The sequence below is a fragment of the Streptomyces sp. NPDC059649 genome, from assembly GCF_042734445.1.
Lineage (GTDB): Bacteria > Actinomycetota > Actinomycetes > Streptomycetales > Streptomycetaceae > Streptomyces.
In genome coordinates, this window is sequence record NZ_JBHWDV010000068.1 from 1 (window position 1) to 18,920 (window position 18,920).

An 18,920-nucleotide genomic window follows, 5' to 3' on the forward strand; every position below is an offset into this window, starting at 1 on the left:
TTCGCCGTCGGACGGTTCGCCGTCGGACGGTTCGCCGTCGGACGGTTCGCCGTCGGACGGTTCGCCGTCGGACGGTTCGCCGTCGGACGGTTCGCCGTCGGACGGTTCGCTGTCGTCCGGTCCGTCAGCCGACCGAGGAGTACGCGACCACGCCGCGCAGCACGCCGTCCATGGCCCGGCGGGCGTTCTTCGCGACCGAGCTGCCGGCCGGGGCGGCGGCCGCGATCTGGCCGAGGATGTCGACCAGTTGCTTGCACCAGCGGACGAAGTCGCCGGCGGGCATCTCCGCCTCGCGGAGCACCTCGTCCAGGCCGAAGCCGGCCGCCCAGCGATAGGCGGCCCAGGCGAAGCCGAGGTCCGGTTCGCGCTGGCCGACGCCCTCCGCCTGGTTGATCCGGTGGTCCTCCTCCAGGGCGTCCAGCCGGCCCCAGATGCGGACCATCTCCCCCAGCGCGTCCCGTGCCTTGCCGGCCGGCAGCTTGGGGGCCACCGCATCGTCCGCCTGCCGCGCCTCGTACACCAACGCCGAGGCGCAGGCGGCGAGTTCGGCCGGGCCGAGGCCCTCCCAGACGCCGTCCCGCAGGCACTCGCTGGCCAGCAGGTCCAGCTCGCCGTAGAGCCGGGCGAGCCGGCGGCCCTCGTCGGTGACCTCGTCGCCTTCCAGGTAGCCCAGCTCGGTCAGCAGCGCACAGATCCGGTCGAAGGTGCGGGCGATGGTGTTCGTCCGGCCCTCGATACGGCGCTCCAACTGGCGGGTGTCCCGATGGAGGCGGTGGTAGCGCTCCGCCCAGCGCGCGTGGTCCTCGCGCTCCGCACAGCCGTGGCAGGGATGCGCGCGGATCGCCGTACGCAGCCGGGAGATCTCGCGGTCGTCGATCGCCGCCGACCGGGGCTTGCGGTGGCGCGACGGCACGAGGTGCCCGGCCTTCGTCCGCAGCGCGGACGCCAGATCGCGACGGGACTGCGGGCTGCGGGCGTTGAACGACCGGGGGATCCGCATCCGGTCCAGCGCCGTCACCGGCACCGGGAAGTCGATCGAGCCGAGCCGCTTGACCTGCCGCTCGGCGGTCAGCACCAGCGGCTGCGGGCCGTCCTGCGACTCCAAGCCGCGATGGCCGTTGGTCCGGCCCGACGGCATACCGGGGTCGAGGACCAGCGCCAGGCCGGCGTACTTGCCGGTCGGCACATGGATCACATCTCCCGGCTTCAGCTTCTCCAGGGCCGCCGCGGCCTCCACCCGGCGCTGCGCGGCACCCTGCTTGGCGATCTCGGTCTCCCGGTCCTTCAGCTCCCGCCGCAGCCGCGAGTACTCCTCGAAGTCGCCGAGGTGGCAGGTCATCGAGGCGCGGTAGCCGTCCAGGCCCTCCTCGTTGCGCTGCACCTGCCGGGAGATGCCGACCACCGACTTGTCGGCCTGGAACTGCGCGAACGACATCTCCAGCAGTTCGCGCGAACGGTGCCGGCCGAACTGCGAGACGAGGTTGACCGCCATGTTGTACGACGGCTTGAACGACGACCGCAGCGGGTACGTCCGGGTGCCGGCGAGTCCGGCCAGCGCGGCCGGGTTCATCCCGCGCTGCCACAGCACCACCGCATGGCCCTCGATGTCGATGCCGCGGCGCCCGGCCCGCCCGGTCAACTGGGTGTATTCGCCGGGGGTGATGTCGGCGTGCTGCTCGCCGTTCCACTTCACCAGTTTTTCCAACACCACCGAACGGGCCGGCATGTTGATGCCCAGCGCGAGCGTCTCGGTGGCGAAGACGGCCTTCACCAGGCCCTTGACGAACAGTTCCTCGACGACCTCCTTGAAGGTCGGCAGCATGCCGGCGTGGTGCGCCGCGATGCCCCGCTCCAGGCCCTCCAGCCACTCGTAGTAGCCCAGCACATGGAGGTCGTCGTCCAGGATCCCGGCCGTCCGGGCCTCCACTATGCGGCGGACCTCTTCGCGGCCCTCCGCGTCGTTGAGGCGCAGACCGGAGTACAGGCACTGCTGGACGGCGGCCTCGCAGCCGGCCCGGCTGAAGATGAAGGTGATCGCGGGCAGCAGGCCCTCGTTGTCGAGGCGGTCGATGACCTCGGGCCGGCTCGGCGTCCAGATCCGCGCCCGCTGCCGCCGCTCGCGCTCGCGGTCGGCCTCCCGCATCGTGCGGGCCCGGCGCTTGTCCCGGCCGAAGGTCGGCCGGCTGTTCTCCATCCGTGCGAGTCGTTCGAGGTCGGGATTGACCTCCCGGCGGCCGCCGTTGCCGCCGTCCCGCTCCTCGAAGAGGTCGTATATCCGGCGGCCGGCGAGGACGTGCTGCCACAGCGGGACGGGACGGTGCTCGGAGACGATCACGGCGGTGTCGCCACGCACGGTGTCCAGCCAGTCACCGAACTCCTCGGCGTTGGACACCGTCGCGGACAGCGACACCAGCGTCACCGATTCGGGGAGGTGGATGATCACCTCTTCCCAGACGGCGCCGCGGAAGCGGTCGGAGAGGTAGTGCACCTCGTCCATGACCACGTACGCCAGGCCGATCAGCGACTGGGAGCCGGCGTAGAGCATGTTCCGCAGGACCTCGGTGGTCATCACGATCACCGGCGCCTCGGAGTTGACGCTGTTGTCGCCGGTCAGCAGACCGACCTTGGCCGCGCCGTACCGCTTGACCAGGTCCTGGTACTTCTGGTTGGACAGTGCCTTGATCGGCGTGGTGTAGAAGCATTTTCGGCCCTGCTCCAGGGCCAGGTGGACGGCGAATTCGCCGACGATCGTCTTGCCGGATCCGGTGGGGGCGGCGACCAGCACGCCCTGACCGGCCTCCAGGGCCTGGCAGGCGTCGACCTGGAACGGGTCCAGCTCGAAGTCGTACAGCTCCCGGAAACCGGCGAGTGCGGTGGCCTGCTCGGCCGCCCGGATCTTGGCGGCGGCATAGCGCTCAGCAGGGGACATGTCCTCGGTCATCGTGCCTACGAGCCTACCGGCCACCTCTGACAACGGGCCGATCTTTATGTGCGGCCTTTACCGAGCGCGGGCGCCGCGGCGGACCACGTTCCCGGTATGCGAACGGCCCCGGGCTCGCCGAGCCCAGGGCCGTCACATCACGTGAGGGATCGTCACCTCACGTCACGTCGCCTCACGTCACGTCGTCGTACCCACCGCGCCGCGGCCCGGCTCCGTCGTCCGGTTCGCCGCTCGCCTGCTCGGGCAGCATCCGCCCCGAGGACACCGCCTCGATCTCCTCGACGTCCGACGGCGTCAGATCCAGCTGGGACGCCTCGTCGTCGCTCAGCCCCGCGTCCGGGTTGCCCAGCCGGCGGCGGCGGTCGTTGAAGAGGCAGATGCCGGCAGCACCGAAGTACAGCACCACGATCGGCGCGGCCAGCAGGGTCATGGTCAGCGGGTCACCGGTCGGGGTGGCGAGGGCGGCGAAGACCGTGATGCCGAGGACCATGAACCGCCACCAGCTCATGATCCGTTGCCCGGTGACCACGCCGCCGAAGTTGAGCAGCACCAGCAGCAGCGGCAGCTCGAAGGCGAGGCCGAAGACCACGATCATGCGCGTGACGATGTCGAAGAACTCGTCGGCCGGGAAGAGGTTGGCCCAGTCGTCCGGGGTCAGCCCGACCAGGGCACCCGCCGTGGTCGGCAGCACCGCGTAGGCGAGGTAGGCACCGGCCAGGAAGAGCGGCACGCCGGCCCCGACGAAGCTCAGCGCGTACTTCTTCTCGTGCTTGTGCAGGCCCGGTGCGAGGAAGGCCCAGAGCTGGTAGAGCCAGATCGGGCTGGCACCGACGACGCCCACCGTGAGGGACAGCTTGAGCAGGATGGTGAACGGCGCCAGCAGACCGTTGGCGGTGACCTCGGCGCACGGATGCGTACGCGGAGCGGTCACGCTGCCGCGCCCGCAGCCGACCGCGTCGATGACCGGCCCCGTGATGAAGTGGGCGATCGCATCGTACTGCCACATCGCGACGACGGTGACCACACCGATCGCCAGCACCGACTTCAGCAGTCTGTTGCGCAGCTCACGCAGGTGCGCCGCGAGGGGCATCCGTCCCTCGGGGTCCTTCTCCTGCTTGCGGGCAGACTTGAGCAACCCACTTCCTCGTCTCGTGCATCAGCCGTCCCGTACCGGGCGGGGCGACGGGATCGGTTCGGTCAGCCCTGCTTGGTGGTGTGGTTCGGCTCGGCCACGGGGCGCGAGCTGCTCACATCACCGGGAGCCGCCTGGATCGTACGGGGAGCCTGCTGGCCCGCGTCGGCCGATGCCTCGGACGAGGGGGCCGCGGCGCCGTCCGCCTCGCCGTCCTTCTTCATCGCCTTGGCCTCGCTCTTGAGGATCCGCGCGGACTTGCCGAGCGAACGCGCCATGTCCGGGAGCTTCTTCGCGCCGAACAGCAGCACGATAACGACGAGGATCAGAATGATCTCGGGGGCCCTCAGGTTGCTCAACATGTGCGACTACCTTCTCGCCGGGGCGGCGTCTGCTGTGGTGCCTGCCGATGGGGTCGGGCTGGCGTCCTGGTGCTCGATCGATCGTAACGTTCGGTGGTGAACGTCCGGCAATCCCCGTGCGACCTCCGGATTGCCACGACCGCCGCGCTCTTCGAACCGCGAGGGAAGCCTACCTCTCCGCCCTGCTGCGCAGCAGGGCGCCGGCGCCGCCGGCGACGTCCGGGCGCCGGCCCCGGCGTCAGTCCGGGACCCGCTCCCGGCCGGCCTCGTACATCCGGGAGGCCAGCGGCACCGCCGCCCGTTCCAGGTCCTGGGCGGCCCGCTGGATCCGCTCCGACGCCGTGCCGACCTGGCGGGCCAGCCGGCGCACCTCGATGAAGACACGGACGGCGAGCACGCCCAGTACGGCGATCCCGAGGAAGCCGAGGGCGATGGCGATCATGGGCCAGAGCATGGGGCGAGCCTATCGGTCAGCCCGAGTGCAGCCGCAGCGTGCGCACCCCGCCGCCGGTCAGCAGCTCGACGATCCGCTCACCGGCCGGCCGGCGCACCGCGCGCCGGCAGTCCGGGCAGGTGAAGGAGTAGAAGGTGGTGCGGCGGCTGCCGCCGATGGCCAGCCGGAAGGCGTCCGAGGCCAGCTCGAAGCGGCCCCGGCAGTCCGGACAGGCCGCCTTGAACAGCACCGGAGCGGTCGCGTCCGCCGGGGCGGCGGTCGCCGTCCCGGTCGCCATCGTGGTCGTCATCCCTCGCTGCCTCCTCCTGGCCACGGCCCTCTCCCCAGGCGCCCCGCGCGGTGGCCGGGCCGACCCGCTCACTCGCCGTACGCCGCGAGGGCCTGCTCGGCGGCGCGCCGGGCCCTGTCCGCCAGCGCCTGCGGCGCCACGATCCGGCCGTCCCGGCCCAGCCGCAGCGCCAGCCGCCGCAGCGAGGCCGGGTCGGGGGTGCGCAGGGTGATGCGCAGCCCGCCGTCGGGCAGTTCCTCGGCGCTGTCGTGCGGGTAGTACTCGGCGACCCAGCGGCCGCCCGGCCCGACCTCGACGGACACCTCGGGGTCCTCGGCGGCCGGCTGCACCAGCCCCTCGGACAGGTCGCGCAGTTCGACCGGCGGCGGGTCGGCGGGCGCGTCCAGCAGCTTGATCTCGGCGACCCGGTCGAGCCGGAAGGTGCGCCGGGCCTCCGAGAGCCGGCACCAGGCCTCCATGTAGGTGTGGCCGACGGCGAACAGCCGGATCGGGTCCACCTCGCGCTCGGTCAGCTCGTCGCGGGCCGGTGAGTAGTAGCGCAGCCACAGCCGGCGGCGTTCGGCGATCGCCCGGTCGACGTCGGCGAACACCCCGCCCTCGGACTCGAAGGTCACCGAGACCCGGGAGCTGGCGCCGGCCGCCTCACCGGCCGCGGCCTCCAGCTTGGCGGTGGCCCGCAGCAGCGCCTGCCGGTCGCCCTCGCGCAGCCCCGGGAGGGTGGCGACCGCGCGGGCCGCGACCAGCAGGGCGGTGGCCTCGTCGGCCGCCAGCCGCAGCGGTTCGGCGACGTCGTCGGGGTTGTGCCACCAGATGCGGTCGCCGTCGGTGTCGATGTCCAGCAGGTCGCCGCCGCGGAAGCTCGTACCGCACATGGGCAGTACGTCGAGGTCGGCGATCAGCTCGTCCTCGGTGATGCCGAAGGCGCGCGCGACGTCGCCGACGCGGGCGCCGGGGCGTTCGCGCAGATACGTCACCAGCGACAGCATCCGGCGGGTCTGGTCGATCGCGTTCGTGGCCATGAGTGCAGCTCCCCGTCCCTCTCAGCCCTTGGCCACGGCGCGCAGCCGGTCGATGACGTCGGCGCGCAGTTCCGCGGGTTCCAGTACGACCACGTCGGGCCCGAACTCCACCAGCCAGGCGTCGAGTCCGTGGCCGTTGGGGATCTCCAGTTCGTCCCAGCCGTCGCCCAGGCTCCGGACGGCCAGCGCGCGGGACCGCAGCGGATAGCCGTGCTCGGCACGGAGCTTGATCCGGGCGGTGCCGGTGGCGGTCTCGCCGGCCCAGCTCTCGACGGTCTCGCGGACGGTGACGTGGTCGGGCACCGGCGCGGTGAACTTCCCTTGCCGGGAACGGACCTTGCCGGTGATCCGGGAGAGCCGGAAGACCCGCTCGGCCTTGCGCTCGCGGTCCCAGCCGGCGACGTACCAGTGGCCGCGCCAGCACTCCAGGATCCACGGCTCGACCTGGCGCTGCTCGGGGCGGGCGGCATTGGACTTGCGGTAGTCGAAGACGACCGGGCGGCGGTCGCGGCAGGCCAGCATCAGCGGTTCGAAGGCGGCCTCGTGGGTGGGGATGCGGGGTTCGAGCGCGCTGTGCGGCTGCCCGGCGTCGTAGTCCTCGCCGTCCGCGGCCAGCGGCATCCCGGCGGCCCGCAGCTTCTGCAGCGCGCCGCTGGCGGCGCCGGCCAGCCGGGCCTGCTGCCAGACCTTGGCGGCCAGTCCGAGGGCCGCGGCCTCCTCGGCGTCCAGGGTGATCGGGGGCAGTCGGTTGCTGTCGCGGCGGGCGAGGTAGCCGACCTCGCCGTCGATGCCCTCGACGGTCTCGATGACCAGGCCGAGCTCGCGCAGGTCGTCCTTGTCCCGCTCGAACATCCGGTTGAAGGCTTCGTCGCCGCTCGCGGCGCCGTTCCCCGTCCCGAAGGCCTCGCGGTAGGCCTCGATGGACGACCGGAGCTCGCGCTTGGTCAGCGGGCGTCGCGTCCCCAGCAGGCACAGCGCCAGATTCATCAGCCGCTCGGCCTTGGCAATCGCCATCGACGCCCTTTCTCGTTGTACTCCCGATCGTTGACCGTACCGCTCGGGGTGGTCAAGGTAAAAGCCGAGGGCCCATGGCCGAGGGCCCGTGCCACGGGGTGGCGCGGGCCCTCGGGTGCGTCGGCGGCCGTCCCGGTCGGGACGGCGGCGGGGTCAGACGGAGACCAGGTCGCAGACGAAGATCAGGGTCTCGTTGGGGGCGATCCGGCCGCCCCCGGCACCGCGCTCGCCGTACGCCAGGTGCGGCGGGATGGTCAGCCGGCGGCGGCCGCCGACCTTCATGCCCTGGACGCCCTGGTCCCAGCCGGCGATGACCTGGCCGGCGCCGAGCTGGAACTGCAGCGGCTTGCCGCGGTTCCAGCTGGCGTCGAACTCCTCGCCGGTGCTGAAGGACACGCCGACGTAGTGGACGGAGACGGTGTCCCCGGCCTTGGCGACCGGCCCGTCGCCCTCCTTCAGGTCCACGATTTCGAGCTCGGTGGGAGCCGGGCCCTCGGGAAAGTCGATCTCGGGCTTGTCGATGCTCACTAAAGTGCTCCTACTTGCGAATCTTTACGATTACCGGGCCAGTCTGGCAGATCTTGACGTCGTCGCTGGTCAGACGGTGCCGACGATGTCGACCGAGAAGACCAGGGTGTTCTTGGCCAGCTCGTGCTGCGGGCTCGCGCCGTAGCCCAGCTTCGGCGGGATGACGATCTCCACCCGGTCACCGACGTGCTTGCCGACCAGCGCCTTGTCCCAGCCCTGGACGACCTGCCCGGTGCCGATCTGGAACGCGGTCGCACCCCCGTGGTCCCAGGAGGAGTCGAACTTCTTGCCGTCCTCCCACTTCACACCGGTGTACTGCGCGATCAGCCCGTCGCCGGCCTTCACCTCGGGGCCCTTGCCCTTGATCAGCACCTGCTGCTCCAGGCCCTTGGGCGCCTTCTCCCCCTTGGGGATGGTGATCTTCGCGGCCTTCTCGTCCGCGGCGGTCACCTCCGGCATCCCGCTCTCGGCGTCCGCCTGCTTGCCCTCGGCCTTCGCCTTCTTGTCGACCTTCTTCGCGCCGACCACGTCGACGACCCAGACCAGGCCGTCCCCCGGCTTGATCCCGGACTGCGGGTTCAGGCCCGCGCCGATCAGCGCCTTGGCGGTGCCCTCGACCTCGAACCGGCTGCCGACCTTCTGCCCGGCGACCGCCGACATCACCTTCGGCGGCAGCATCTGCTGCGTCATCTGGTCGGTGACCTCGCTGACGACCTGGGTGCGCGCCGCGCCCGGCTTGGTACCGGGCTGCGGCGCCCAGCTGCTGCCGAGGTTCTGGCCCTTCATCGTCTGCGCCGCGAAGTCCAGGCGGACCAGGTCCCCCTTCTTGACGGTCGCGCCCTTCCCCTGGACGAGGGTCTTGGTGACGGCCGTGTCGGACGGCTTGGCGCCCTTGGGCACCGTGATCTTGGGCTGCGCCCCCGGCTTGCCCGTGACCTTCACGACGGCTTCGCCCGACGAGCCCTTGCCGTCGTCGGACCCGCAGGCGGCGGTGATCAGCAGGAGGGGCACGGTCAGCGCGGCGGCGGCGGCGCGACGGGCGTGCTTCGGGAACGAGCGGGGGTGCGGGGTCCGTGCCCCGGAGAGATTCAGCATCAGTCCAACTCGGGCTCGTGGGGTGGTGGGCAATGCCCGCCACTCTACGACCTGTTCCCGTGGACCTTTCCCGGGCACAACACGGCAATGTGCCGGGAGCGCGAGGCTCCCGGCACATCTCCGCATTCCCCGCGGGTCACATCCCGGCGATCAGCTTCTCCACCCGGTCGTCCACCGACCGGAACGGGTCCTTGCACAGGACCGTACGCTGCGCCTGGTCATTGAGCTTGAGGTGCACCCAGTCGACGGTGAAATCCCGGCGCTGTTCCTGCGCCCGGCGGATAAAGTCACCGCGCAGCCGGGCCCGAGTCGTCTGCGGCGGCACCGATTTGCCCTCGAAGATCTTCAAGTCATTGCAGATCCGCGCCGCTTGACCCTTCCGCTCCAGGAGGTAGTAAAGCCCCCGGCGGCGGTGAATGTCGTGATACGCGAGGTCTATCTGCGCCACTCGTGGGTGGGACATCGTGATGTTGTTCTTCGTGCGGTACCGCTCGATCAGCTGATGTTTCATCACCCAGTCGATCTCGGTCGAGATGCGGTCCAGTTCCTGGTCCCGGATCGCCTCCAGGGTGCGGCCCCACAGTTCCAGTACGCGTTCCACGAGACCGGTGCGGATTCCGCGGCGGTCGCAGAAATCCACCGCCTTTTCGTAGTACTCCTGCTGGACTTCGAGCGCCGAGGCCTCCCGCCCACTGGCCAGCCGCACCTTGCGCTGGCCGGTGGTGTCGTGACTGACCTCGCGGATCGCCCGGATCGGATTCTCCAGCGTCAGATCGCGCATGACCGTGCCCGCCTCGATCATCCGCAGGACGAGGTCGGTGGCGCCCACCTTGAGCATCATCGTGGTCTCGGACATGTTCGAGTCGCCGACGATGACGTGCAGCCGGCGGTAGCGCTCGGCGTCCGCATGCGGTTCGTCACGGGTGTTGATGATCGGGCGGGAGCGGGTGGTCGCCGAGGAGACGCCCTCCCAGATGTGCTCCGCGCGCTGGCTGACGCAGTAGACGGCGCCCCGCGGCGTCTGCAGGACCTTGCCGGCGCCGCACAGCAGCTGCCGGGTGACCAGGAACGGAATGAGGATGTCCGCGAGCCGGGAGAACTCGCCGTGGCGGGCGACGAGGTAATTCTCGTGGCAGCCGTAGGAGTTTCCCGCCGAATCGGTGTTGTTCTTGAACAGATAGACGTCGCCCGCGATTCCCTCCTCGTGCAGGCGGCGCTCGGCGTCGACGAGCAGGCCTTCGAGAATGCGCTCACCGGCCTTGTCGTGGGTGACCAGCTCGGTCACGTTGTCGCACTCGGGAGTTGCGTATTCCGGGTGCGAGCCCACGTCCAAGTACAGGCGGGCGCCGTTCCGCAGGAAGACATTGCTGCTGCGGCCCCATGACACGACACGGCGGAAGAGGTACCGCGCCACTTCGTCAGGCGACAGTCGGCGCTGTCCCCTGAACGTGCACGTGACGCCGTACTCGTTCTCCAGCCCGAAAATGCGGCGGTCCATGACTGAACATTACGCCTGATGGCCTGCTCTGAAACCGGGTTCGACGGCCCCGTTTCGATCATTTTCCGCCGAGGCCGCACCCGTAGTACGCCGCCCGGGCTCCCCGAGAAATCGCTTCGTCGACAAAAGGACGAGCAGCGCGGCGAGTCCGCCCGCACCCGCCACCGCGAAGCCGGCCTGTGCTCCGCCGCCCTCCACGGCCGGGCCCACCACCGACATGCCCACCGCCGACCCCACCCCGAAGGTCGTCACCAGCCACGAAAACGCCTCGGTGACCGTCCCCTTGGGCGCATGCCGGTCCACCACCACGAACGCACATGCCAGCGCCGGCGCCAGGAACACCCCGGCGACGCCGGTCAGCGCGGTCATCCCGGCCACACCGGGGACCAGCACCAGCGGCAGATACCCCAGCGCCAGCAGCCCGATCAGCAGCCGCAGCCGGTTCTCCGGGTGCCCCGGCCAGTCCCGGGCACCGTAGACCAGCCCGCCGGCCAGCGCCCCGGCACCCAGTGCGGAGAGCAGCCAGCTGGAGACCGACCCGCCGCCGTGCTCGTCCGCGTACGCCACCGCCGCGACCGCGATCGATCCCAGCGCCAGTCCCACGAAGAAGAACGCCCCGATCAGCACCAGCATCCCGGCCGACCGCAGGGCACCCAGCCAGTGCGCCTCGCGGGGCGCGCTGCGCCACTGCCGGGACGGCGGCGAGACGACGACCGAGAGCGCGCCGAGCACCCCCACCGCGTTGATGACCAGCAGTGCGGCCCCCGCCGACCACGCCGACACGCACAGCGTCACCAGCAACGGACCCACCGCGAACATGACTTCCTGCGCCACCGCGTCCAGCGCGTAGGCGGCGTGCACCCGGTCCGGGCGCTTGAGCACGCCCGGCCACAGTGCCCGCAGCCCGCCCTCCAGAGGGGGCGTGAAGAAACCGGCGACCACCATGGCCGCGTAGGCGAGCCACAGCACGTCCAGGCCGACGGCCGCCAGCAGCGCCATGCCGAGGGCGGAGAGCACCGAGGCGGGCAGCATCACCCGCGGCTGCCCGTAGAGGTCCACGGCCCGGCCGAGCAGCGGCTGGCCGATCGCGTTGCACACGCCGTAGACCGCCGAGAGCGCGCCGGCCAGGGCGTAGCTGCCGCCCTCGGCCCGCGCGAAGAGCACCACCGCCAGCGCGGCGGTGGCGTTCGGCAGCCGGCCGACCAGCGTTCCGGCCAGCAGCCGGGCCGCATGCCGGGTTCTCAGCAGCTCCGCATACCCCGCGGCCATCCCCGCCCCTTTTCTGTCCGGTCCGGCCCGGACGGCCGTGTTACGTATAACTTCCTCCGTCATACGTACCATGGCGGCGACCCGCGGTCCACCCCGCAGCGGCCCGAGCGAGGAGCGAAACACCCCGTGACCAGCCAGAAGGCCACGCCCCCCGGCCACCGCCCGGCCACCTCCCGCACCACCAGCCGCGATGTGGCCCGGGCCGCCGGTGTCTCCCAGGCGGCCGTCTCGCTCGTCCTCGGTGACAAGTGGCGCGGCCGGGTCTCCCCCGGGAAGGCCGAGGCGGTCCGCGCGGCCGCCCGCGAGCTGGGCTACCGCCCCAACCTCGCCGCCCGCAGCCTCCGCATGGGCCGCACCCGCACCGTGCTCCTCGTCGTCCCCGCCCTCACCACGGAATTCTTCGCCCGGGTCTACACCGGAGCCGCCCGGATCGCCGCCGACCACGGCTTCGGCGTCGTCCTCTACCCCTCCCCCGAGGGCATCGGGCCCGCCCGCGACCCCTTCGACTCCGCGGCCGCCACCCTCGACGGAGTGATCGCCTCCTCCATGGCCGCCGAGGCCCTCACCGCCCTGCGCGCCGCCGATCTCCCCCTGGTCATGCTCGACAGCGACCCCGACGACGGCCGCGCGAGCGCCACCGTCAACCTCGATATCGCCGCCGGCGCACGGCAGTTGACCGGCCATCTGACCGCGCTCGGGCACCGCCGCATCACCCACCTCGCTGCGGACGTGCGCTCCTGGACCTTCGAGGTACGCGCCCGCGCCGTCACCGAGGCCCTCGACGCCGTCCCCGGCACGCTGCTGCGCCGGCAGCCCGCCGCCCTCGGTGTGGACGCCGGTCTGCGGGCCGCGCACGCCGCCCTGACCGGCCCCGGCCCCCGCCCCACCGCCCTGCTCTGCGACGACGACATCATCGCCGCCGGCGCCTGCAAGGCCGTACGGCGCCTCGGCCTGCGCGTCCCGGAGGACATCTCGGTGACCGGCTTCGACGACCTCGCCCTCGCGGTGGCCGTGGAACCCGAGCTGACCACCGTACGACTGCCCGCGGAGGAGTTCGGCGAGGCCGGGATGCGCGCCCTGATGGCCGTGCTCGACGGCCGCCCCGCGCAGGAACCGACCCTGCCGGTCGAACTGGTCACCCGCGGCTCCACCGCCCCGCCGCCGGCCGGCCCGGACAACGCGGCGCGCCCCGGCGGGCAGTGACCCACCGGGGCGCGCACACCGGGCAGCGGCCCGGAAACCGTCCTTACAGCAGCGGTTCGCCGTCCGGACCGTCCTTGCCCTTGACGTCCTTGACGTCCTTCTTTTCCGTGGCGTCCTTCTTGTCGCCGGCGTCGCCGCCCTTGGCGCCCTTGGTGCCCTTGCCGCCGGCGCCCTCCGCGGTGGTCCCGGACTCCCCGGCATCCGCGTCCGCCGCCGCCTCCTCGGCGCCCGCCGGACCGCTCTCCTCCAGGAGGCGGGACAACTGGCGGCCCAGGATCCGCTTGAACTTGCGCTGCTGCGGCCGCGTACGGTCCAGCGTCGCCACTTCGAGCTGCTCCGCGGTCAGCCGGCGCTCGCCGCCGTTGTTGTCCCGCGACAGGGACTCCACCGCCAGCTTCAGCGCCTCGGACAGGGTCATGCCGTCGCGGTGCCGCTGGTCCAGATAACTGCTGATCTGGTCCGCGTTGCCGCCGACCGCCACCGAGCCGTGCTCGTCGACGATCGAGCCGTCGTGCGGCAGCCGGTAGATCTGGTCCTCCTCGGGGGCACTGCCCACCTCGGCGACGATCAGCTCCACCTCGTACGGCTTCTCGGCGGCGCTGGAGAAAATCGTGCCCAGCGTCTGGGCGTAGACATTGGCCAGACCGCGCGCGGTCACGTCCTCGCGGTCGTAGGTGTAACCCCGCAGATCGGCATAGCGCACACCGCCGATCCGCAGGTTCTCGAACTCGTTGTATTTCCCGACCGCCGCAAAGGCGATCCGGTCATAGATCTCGCTGACCTTGTGCAGGGCGCGGGAGGGATTCTCGGCGACGAAAACCACGCCGTCGGTGTACTGCAAAACCACGACGCTGCGGCCGCGCGCAATGCCCTTGCGGGCGTATTCGGCACGGTCGGCCATGGCCTGCTGGGGTGAGACATAGAACGGCGTCGACACCGGCTATCCGTCCCTTCCTGTCAAAAGCTCTCTCAGTGGCGGCATTGCGGAACGTCCGTCCCGTCAGAGCAGCGCGGCCCGCGGGCCGTCGGGCTGGTCGAGGCGGCGCTCGTGGATGGCGCGGACGATGTCCGCGACCTCCTCCTCGGACAGCCTGCGGAAGCCCTCGTCGGTGATCACCGTGACGATCGGGTAGATCCGCCGCGCCATGTCGGGCCCGCCGGTCGCCGAGTCGTCGTCCGCCGCGTCGTACAGCGCCTGGACGACCGCGGTGGCGGCCTGACTTTCCGTGAAGTCCTCCTGGAAGAGCTTCTTCAGCGCGCTGCGGGCGAAGACCGAGCCGGAACCGGTCGCGGCGAAGCCCGTCTCCTCCGAGCGACCGCCGGTGACGTCGTACGAGAAGATCCGGCCCTTCTCGCGGTCGAGGTCGTAACCGGCGAAGAGCGGCACCACGGCCAGCCCCTGCATCGCCATTCCGAGATTGCTGCGGATCATCGTCGACAGGCGGTTCGCCTTGCCCTCCAGGGAGAGTTGGGCGCCTTCGACCTTTTCGAAGTGCTCCAGCTCCAGCTGGAAGAGTTTCACCATTTCGACGGCGAGACCGGCGGTGCCGGCGATACCGACCGCACTGTATTCGTCGGCCGGGAAAACCTTCTCGATATCACGCTGCGCAATGACATTGCCCATCGTCGCCCGCCGGTCGCCGGCCAGCACGACGCCCCCGGGGAACGTCGCGGCCACGATCGTCGTGCCGTGCGGCGCCTCGATGGCCCCCTGCACCGGCGGCAACGGGCGCTTGCCCGGCAGCAGATCGGGTGCGTGCGCACCGAGAAAGTCCATGAACGACGAGGATCCAGGCGTCAGGAAGGCAGCTGGTAGACGCCCGGTGCTTCGAATATTGGCTTCCACACGTTTCCTTCCGGATATGCGATGGCCCTGCGGAGTGCGCCCGGGTCATCCCTCAACTTGCCGAGTGCCGAGTTGCAGTTGAAGCACGGTACGCCCCGGACCTTACCCGGCCCGTGGACGTGCTCCACATGCTGATCGTCCTGCGCGGGCCCGGACCGGGGCGAAGCGTGCGCGCGGTCCGGCCCGGCCGCACCGCGCGCAGCGCCTCCCGCTGTGCTCGTCCGTCGCTCGCCCACCCCACCACCTTCTCTTCGAAGGCTAAGGTGGTCTACTCCCCGCCCTTTTGTACGAAGGACCGCACGAAGTCCTCGGCATTCTCCTCGAGGACGTCGTCGATCTCGTCCAGGACGGAATCCACGTCGTCGCTCAGCTTCTCCTGCCGTTCCTTGAGGTCCTCGGAGACCTGCGCGTCCTGCGCCTGCTCCTCGACCTCTTCGGTGGAACGGGTGGCCTTGGCCTGTCCGCCGCCGCTGTCCTTGGTCGCCATATCCCTCACCCCGCTCGGTTTGCCCCGCTCGATGTGACCTTCAAGATCCGACCCTACAAGCAGGGTCCGACATCGGCCCTGCTGTTGCTGCAAGGCCGGGAGTCACCTCGATGATTCCCGTACCGCGACGATTTCAGCCGTGAATCGGCGAGCGATCATCGCGGATCCTGTCGTGCACCTGTCGTGCCTCAGCGGCCGGACAGCGTCCTCACCAGCTCCTCCGCGGTCCGGCAGCGGTCGAGCAGCTCCTTGACGTGCTTACGGGTACCGCGCAGCGGCTCCAGGGTGGGGACCCGCTGCAGGGAGTCCCGTCCGGGCAGGTCGAAGATGACCGAATCCCACGAGGCGGCCGCGACGTCGTCGGCGTACTGGTCCAGGCAGCGGCCCCGGAAATAGGCCCTGGTGTCCTCCGGAGGCTTCTGCTGGGCCCGATGGACCTCGGGGTCGTCCAGCAGGCGCTTCATCTTGCCGCGGGCCGCCAGACGGTTGTACAGGCCCTTCTCGGGCCGTACGTCGGCGTACTGCAGGTCGATGAGGTGCAGCCGGGCGGCGTCCCAGTCCAGGCCGTCGCGGCGGCGGTAGCCCTCCATGAGCTCCCGTTTGGCCACCCAGTCCAGTTCGCCCGACAGGCTCATCGGGTCGTTCTCCAGCCGGCCCAGCACGTCCTCCCACCTGGTCAGGACGTCCTTGGTCTGCTCGTCCGCATCCGCTCCGTAACGGTCCTCCACGTATTTGCGGGCCAGCTCGAAGTACTCCATCTGGAGCTGCACCGCGGTGAGCGTGCGGCCGCTGCGGAGCGTGATCAGACGCTGCAGGGTGGGGTCGTGCGAGACCTGGTGGAGGGTGCGGACGGGCTGCTCGACGGCCAGGTCGACGGCGATGAAACCGTCCTCGATCATGGACAGGACCAGGGCGGTGGTGCCCAGCTTGAGGTACGTGGAGATCTCGGAGAGGTTCGCGTCGCCGATGATCACGTGCAGCCGGCGGTATTTCTCGGCGTCGGCGTGCGGCTCGTCGCGGGTGTTGATGATGGGCCGCTTGAGGGTCGTCTCCAGGCCGACCTCCACCTCGAAGTAGTCGGCGCGCTGGCTGAGCTGGAAGCCGTGCTCATGGCCGTCCTGGCCGATGCCGACCCGTCCGGCGCCGGTGACGACCTGGCGGGAGACGAAGAACGGGGTCAGGTGGCGCACGATGTCCGAGAACGGGGTCTCCCGTTTCATCAGGTAGTTCTCGTGCGTGCCGTAGGAGGCGCCCTTGTTGTCGGTGTTGTTCTTGTAGAGGTGGATCGGCTGGGCGCCGGGTACCTGGGCGGCCCGCTCGGCGGCCTCGGCCATGATCCGTTCGCCGGCCTTGTCCCACAGGACGGCGTCGCGGGGGTTGGTGACCTCGGGGGCGCTGTATTCGGGGTGTGCATGGTCGACGTAGAGCCTGGCGCCGTTCGTGAGGATCACATTGGCCAGGCCGATGTCCTCGTCCGTGAGCTGGCTGGCGTCGGCGTTCTCACGTGCGAGGTCGAAGCCGCGGGCGTCCCGCAGCGGGTTCTCCTCCTCGAAATCCCAGCGGGCACGGCGTGCCCGGTGCATCGCGGCCGCGTAGGCGTTGACGACCTGGGATGAGGTGAGCATGGCATTGGCGTTCGGGTGGCCGGGGACGGAGATCCCGTACTCCGTCTCGATTCCCATTACTCGCCGTACGGTCATGCGGCCCTCCTTGCCCGGCGGCGCCCCCGGATGGGGTCGGCGCTCAAGTACCGCTGCGCTTCCGTTCCGCGTGCGTGCCCCACGCCCGCACAGCGTGACGCAGCGGTACCGAAGAGCCTAGAACGCCTTTGCGGCGCTGGGGAGATCATTACAGTCATTGCTCCAGTCCGGTTTTCCCTGATCCATCGCTCTGAAATGGGGCGGCTGGGGCGTCCCCGGAAATGCGTCCGGCTGCGGACGCCCCGTGCAGGACATCCGCAGCCGGAGAGCGGTGTTACAGGTATTGGCCGGTATTCGCCACCGTGTCGATGGAGCGACCGGTGTCGGCGCCTTGCTTTCCGGTGACCAGAGTGCGGATGTAGACGATCCGCTCGCCCTTCTTTCCGGAGATCCGGGCCCAGTCGTCCGGGTTCGTGGTGTTGGGCAGGTCCTCGTTCTCCTTGAACTCGTCCACACAAGCCTGGAGGAGGTGGGAGACCCGCAGACCCTTCTGATTGTGTTCGAGGAAGGCCTTGATGGCCATCTTCTTTGCGCGTCCTACGATGTTTTCGATCATCGCACCGGAGTTGAAGTCCTTGAAGTAGAGGACTTCCTTGTCACCATTGGCGTAGGTGACCTCCAGGAAGCGGTTTTCCTCGGATTCCGCGTACATCTGCTCGACGACCGACTGGATCATCCCGCTGACCGCCGCCTTACGCGATTCGCCGTGCTCGGCGAGGTCGTCGGCGTGCAGCGGGAGCCTTTCCGTGAGGTACTTCGAGAAGATGTCCTTGGCGGCCTCCGCGTCCGGGCGCTCGATCTTGATTTTCACATCGAGACGGCCGGGTCGCAGAATCGCCGGGTCGATCATGTCCTCCCGGTTGGAGGCACCGATCACGATCACGTTCTCCAGGCCCTCGACACCGTCGATCTCCGAGAGCAGCTGGGGGACGATGGTGTTCTCCACGTCCGAACTGACACCGGAGCCGCGGGTGCGGAAGAGCGAGTCCATCTCGTCGAAGAAGACGATGACGGGCGTGCCCTCGCTCGCCTTTTCCCGGGCGCGCTGGAAGACCAGCCGGATGTGCCGCTCCGTCTCACCGACGTATTTGTTGAGCAGCTCGGGGCCCTTGATGTTGAGGAAGAAGCTCTTCCCCGCGGGCTGCCCGGTCACCTCGGCGACCTTCTTGGCAAGGGAGTTGGCGACCGCCTTGGCGATGAGCGTCTTGCCGCAGCCGGGCGGGCCGTAGAGCAACACGCCCTTGGGCGGGCGGAGTTCGTGCTCCTTGAAGAGGTCGGGGTAGAGGTACGGAAGCTCGACCGCGTCCCGGATCTGCTCGATCTGGCCGCCCAGACCGCCGATCTTGGTGTAGTCGATGTCCGGAACCTCTTCGAGGACGAGTTCCTCGACCTCGCTCTTCGGAATGACTTCGTAGACGTAGCCGGAGCGCGGTTCGAGAAGCAGGGCGTCGCCGGGGCGGATGGTGATGTCCAGCAGCGGCTCGGCGAGCCTCACCACCCGTTCCTCGTCGGTGTGCCCGATGACCAGGGCACGCTCGCCGTCCTCAAGGATTTCCTTGAGGGTGACGATGTCGCCGGCGCTCTCGAACTCCATGGCCTCGACCACATTGAGCGCTTCATTGAGCATGACCTCTTGGCCGCGCCGGAGGTCATCGGTGTCCACGCTCGGGCTGACATTGACCCGGAGTTTTCTGCCTCCGGTGAAAATGTCGACCGTGTCGTCGTCGTTGGCCTGCAGGAAGACACCGAAACCGGCCGGCGGCTGGGCGAGCCGGTCGACCTCTTCCTTGAGGGCGACGATCTGGTCGCGGGCCTCGCGGAGCGTATTGGCGAGACGCTCGTTCTGCGCCGAGACGCCGGCCAGGTTGGTCTGCAGCTCGACGATCCGCTCTTCGAGAATCCTCGTGTGACGCGGAGAGTCGGCGAGCTTGCGTCGCAGGACGGCGATCTCCTGCTCGAGATAGGCAACCTGGCCGGCGGGATCTTCAGACCCCCGCCCCGGCCGGATGCCGCGGTTGATGTCGTCGTCGTGGGCTGCCACGGTCCTCACCTCCTCCAAGGAGCTGGACGCTTCCTGACCCTA

At 70.0% G+C, this 18,920-nt stretch carries 18 protein-coding genes; 1 reads left to right on the plus strand and 17 read right to left on the minus strand.

Going from position 1 to position 18,920, the window contains the following annotated elements; all coding sequences use genetic code 11:
- Positions 1-124: 124 nt before the first annotated feature.
- From ACFV1J_RS36365 to ACFV1J_RS36415, 11 genes are all read right to left on the minus strand, one after another.
- Positions 125-2,941, minus strand: coding sequence for a DEAD/DEAH box helicase (locus ACFV1J_RS36365; RefSeq protein ID WP_385865592.1), 2,817 nt, complete (start codon positions 2,939-2,941; stop codon positions 125-127).
- Positions 2,942-3,113: 172 nt separating this feature from the next.
- The gene (gene tatC, locus ACFV1J_RS36370; protein ID WP_385865593.1) at positions 3,114-4,076 is read right to left on the minus strand and encodes a twin-arginine translocase subunit TatC; all 963 of its coding nucleotides are present in this window, start codon (positions 4,074-4,076) and stop codon (positions 3,114-3,116) included.
- Positions 4,077-4,138: 62 nt separating this feature from the next.
- Positions 4,139-4,435, minus strand: a complete 297-nt coding sequence (gene tatA / locus ACFV1J_RS36375; RefSeq protein ID WP_385865595.1) for a Sec-independent protein translocase subunit TatA — start codon at positions 4,433-4,435, stop codon at positions 4,139-4,141.
- Positions 4,436-4,673: 238 nt separating this feature from the next.
- On the minus strand, positions 4,674-4,889 hold the full coding sequence (locus tag ACFV1J_RS36380) for a hypothetical protein (protein ID WP_385865597.1): 216 nt from the start codon (positions 4,887-4,889) through the stop codon (positions 4,674-4,676).
- Between the two features lie 16 nt (positions 4,890-4,905).
- On the minus strand, positions 4,906-5,178 hold the full coding sequence (locus ACFV1J_RS36385) for a hypothetical protein (RefSeq protein WP_385865599.1): 273 nt from the start codon (positions 5,176-5,178) through the stop codon (positions 4,906-4,908).
- A 68-nt stretch (positions 5,179-5,246) separates the two neighbouring features.
- Positions 5,247-6,197, minus strand: coding sequence for a helix-turn-helix transcriptional regulator (locus ACFV1J_RS36390; RefSeq protein WP_385865601.1), 951 nt, complete (start codon positions 6,195-6,197; stop codon positions 5,247-5,249).
- A 21-nt stretch (positions 6,198-6,218) separates the two neighbouring features.
- Positions 6,219-7,211 (minus strand): helix-turn-helix transcriptional regulator, encoded by a 993-nt coding sequence (locus ACFV1J_RS36395; protein WP_385865602.1) that lies wholly within the window; start codon positions 7,209-7,211, stop codon positions 6,219-6,221.
- Positions 7,212-7,364: 153 nt separating this feature from the next.
- On the minus strand, positions 7,365-7,739 hold the full coding sequence (locus ACFV1J_RS36400) for an FKBP-type peptidyl-prolyl cis-trans isomerase (protein WP_385865604.1): 375 nt from the start codon (positions 7,737-7,739) through the stop codon (positions 7,365-7,367).
- A gap of 69 nt (positions 7,740-7,808) precedes the next feature.
- A complete protein-coding gene (locus ACFV1J_RS36405; protein WP_385865606.1) occupies positions 7,809-8,834 on the minus strand; it encodes an FKBP-type peptidyl-prolyl cis-trans isomerase in 1,026 nt (341 codons plus the stop codon).
- 136 nt (positions 8,835-8,970) lie between these two features.
- On the minus strand, positions 8,971-10,332 hold the full coding sequence (gene pafA, locus ACFV1J_RS36410) for a Pup--protein ligase (RefSeq protein WP_030414300.1): 1,362 nt from the start codon (positions 10,330-10,332) through the stop codon (positions 8,971-8,973).
- A gap of 9 nt (positions 10,333-10,341) precedes the next feature.
- Positions 10,342-11,601 carry an MFS transporter gene (locus ACFV1J_RS36415; protein WP_385865608.1) on the minus strand — a complete coding sequence of 420 codons (1,260 nt, stop codon included), beginning with the start codon at positions 11,599-11,601 and terminating at the stop codon, positions 10,342-10,344.
- 126 nt (positions 11,602-11,727) lie between these two features.
- Here ACFV1J_RS36415 and ACFV1J_RS36420 point away from each other — a divergent pair, with 126 nt between their 5' ends.
- The gene (locus tag ACFV1J_RS36420) at positions 11,728-12,804 is read left to right on the plus strand and encodes a LacI family DNA-binding transcriptional regulator (RefSeq protein WP_385865610.1); all 1,077 of its coding nucleotides are present in this window, start codon (positions 11,728-11,730) and stop codon (positions 12,802-12,804) included.
- Positions 12,805-12,847: 43 nt separating this feature from the next.
- Here ACFV1J_RS36420 and prcA read toward each other — a convergent pair whose 3' ends face one another.
- The 6 genes from prcA to arc all read right to left on the minus strand — a co-directional run bounded on the left by prcA (position 12,848) and on the right by arc (position 18,878).
- Positions 12,848-13,741, minus strand: coding sequence for a proteasome subunit alpha (gene prcA, locus ACFV1J_RS36425; RefSeq protein WP_385865611.1), 894 nt, complete (start codon positions 13,739-13,741; stop codon positions 12,848-12,850).
- A gap of 63 nt (positions 13,742-13,804) precedes the next feature.
- The gene (prcB, locus tag ACFV1J_RS36430) at positions 13,805-14,650 is read right to left on the minus strand and encodes a proteasome subunit beta (protein WP_385865614.1); all 846 of its coding nucleotides are present in this window, start codon (positions 14,648-14,650) and stop codon (positions 13,805-13,807) included.
- Entirely contained in the window at positions 14,602-14,886 is a 285-nt protein-coding gene (locus tag ACFV1J_RS36435; RefSeq protein ID WP_385865616.1) for an endonuclease domain-containing protein, read from the minus strand. The genes prcB and ACFV1J_RS36435 overlap by 49 nt, the downstream gene beginning before the upstream one ends.
- A 32-nt stretch (positions 14,887-14,918) precedes the next feature.
- Entirely contained in the window at positions 14,919-15,137 is a 219-nt protein-coding gene (locus ACFV1J_RS36440) for a ubiquitin-like protein Pup (RefSeq protein WP_030414306.1), read from the minus strand.
- Between the two features lie 188 nt (positions 15,138-15,325).
- A complete protein-coding gene (gene dop, locus ACFV1J_RS36445; protein ID WP_385865618.1) occupies positions 15,326-16,837 on the minus strand; it encodes a depupylase/deamidase Dop in 1,512 nt (503 codons plus the stop codon).
- 274 nt (positions 16,838-17,111) lie between these two features.
- The gene (arc, locus tag ACFV1J_RS36450; protein ID WP_385865620.1) at positions 17,112-18,878 is read right to left on the minus strand and encodes a proteasome ATPase; all 1,767 of its coding nucleotides are present in this window, start codon (positions 18,876-18,878) and stop codon (positions 17,112-17,114) included.
- Between the last annotated feature and the right edge of the window lie 42 nt (positions 18,879-18,920).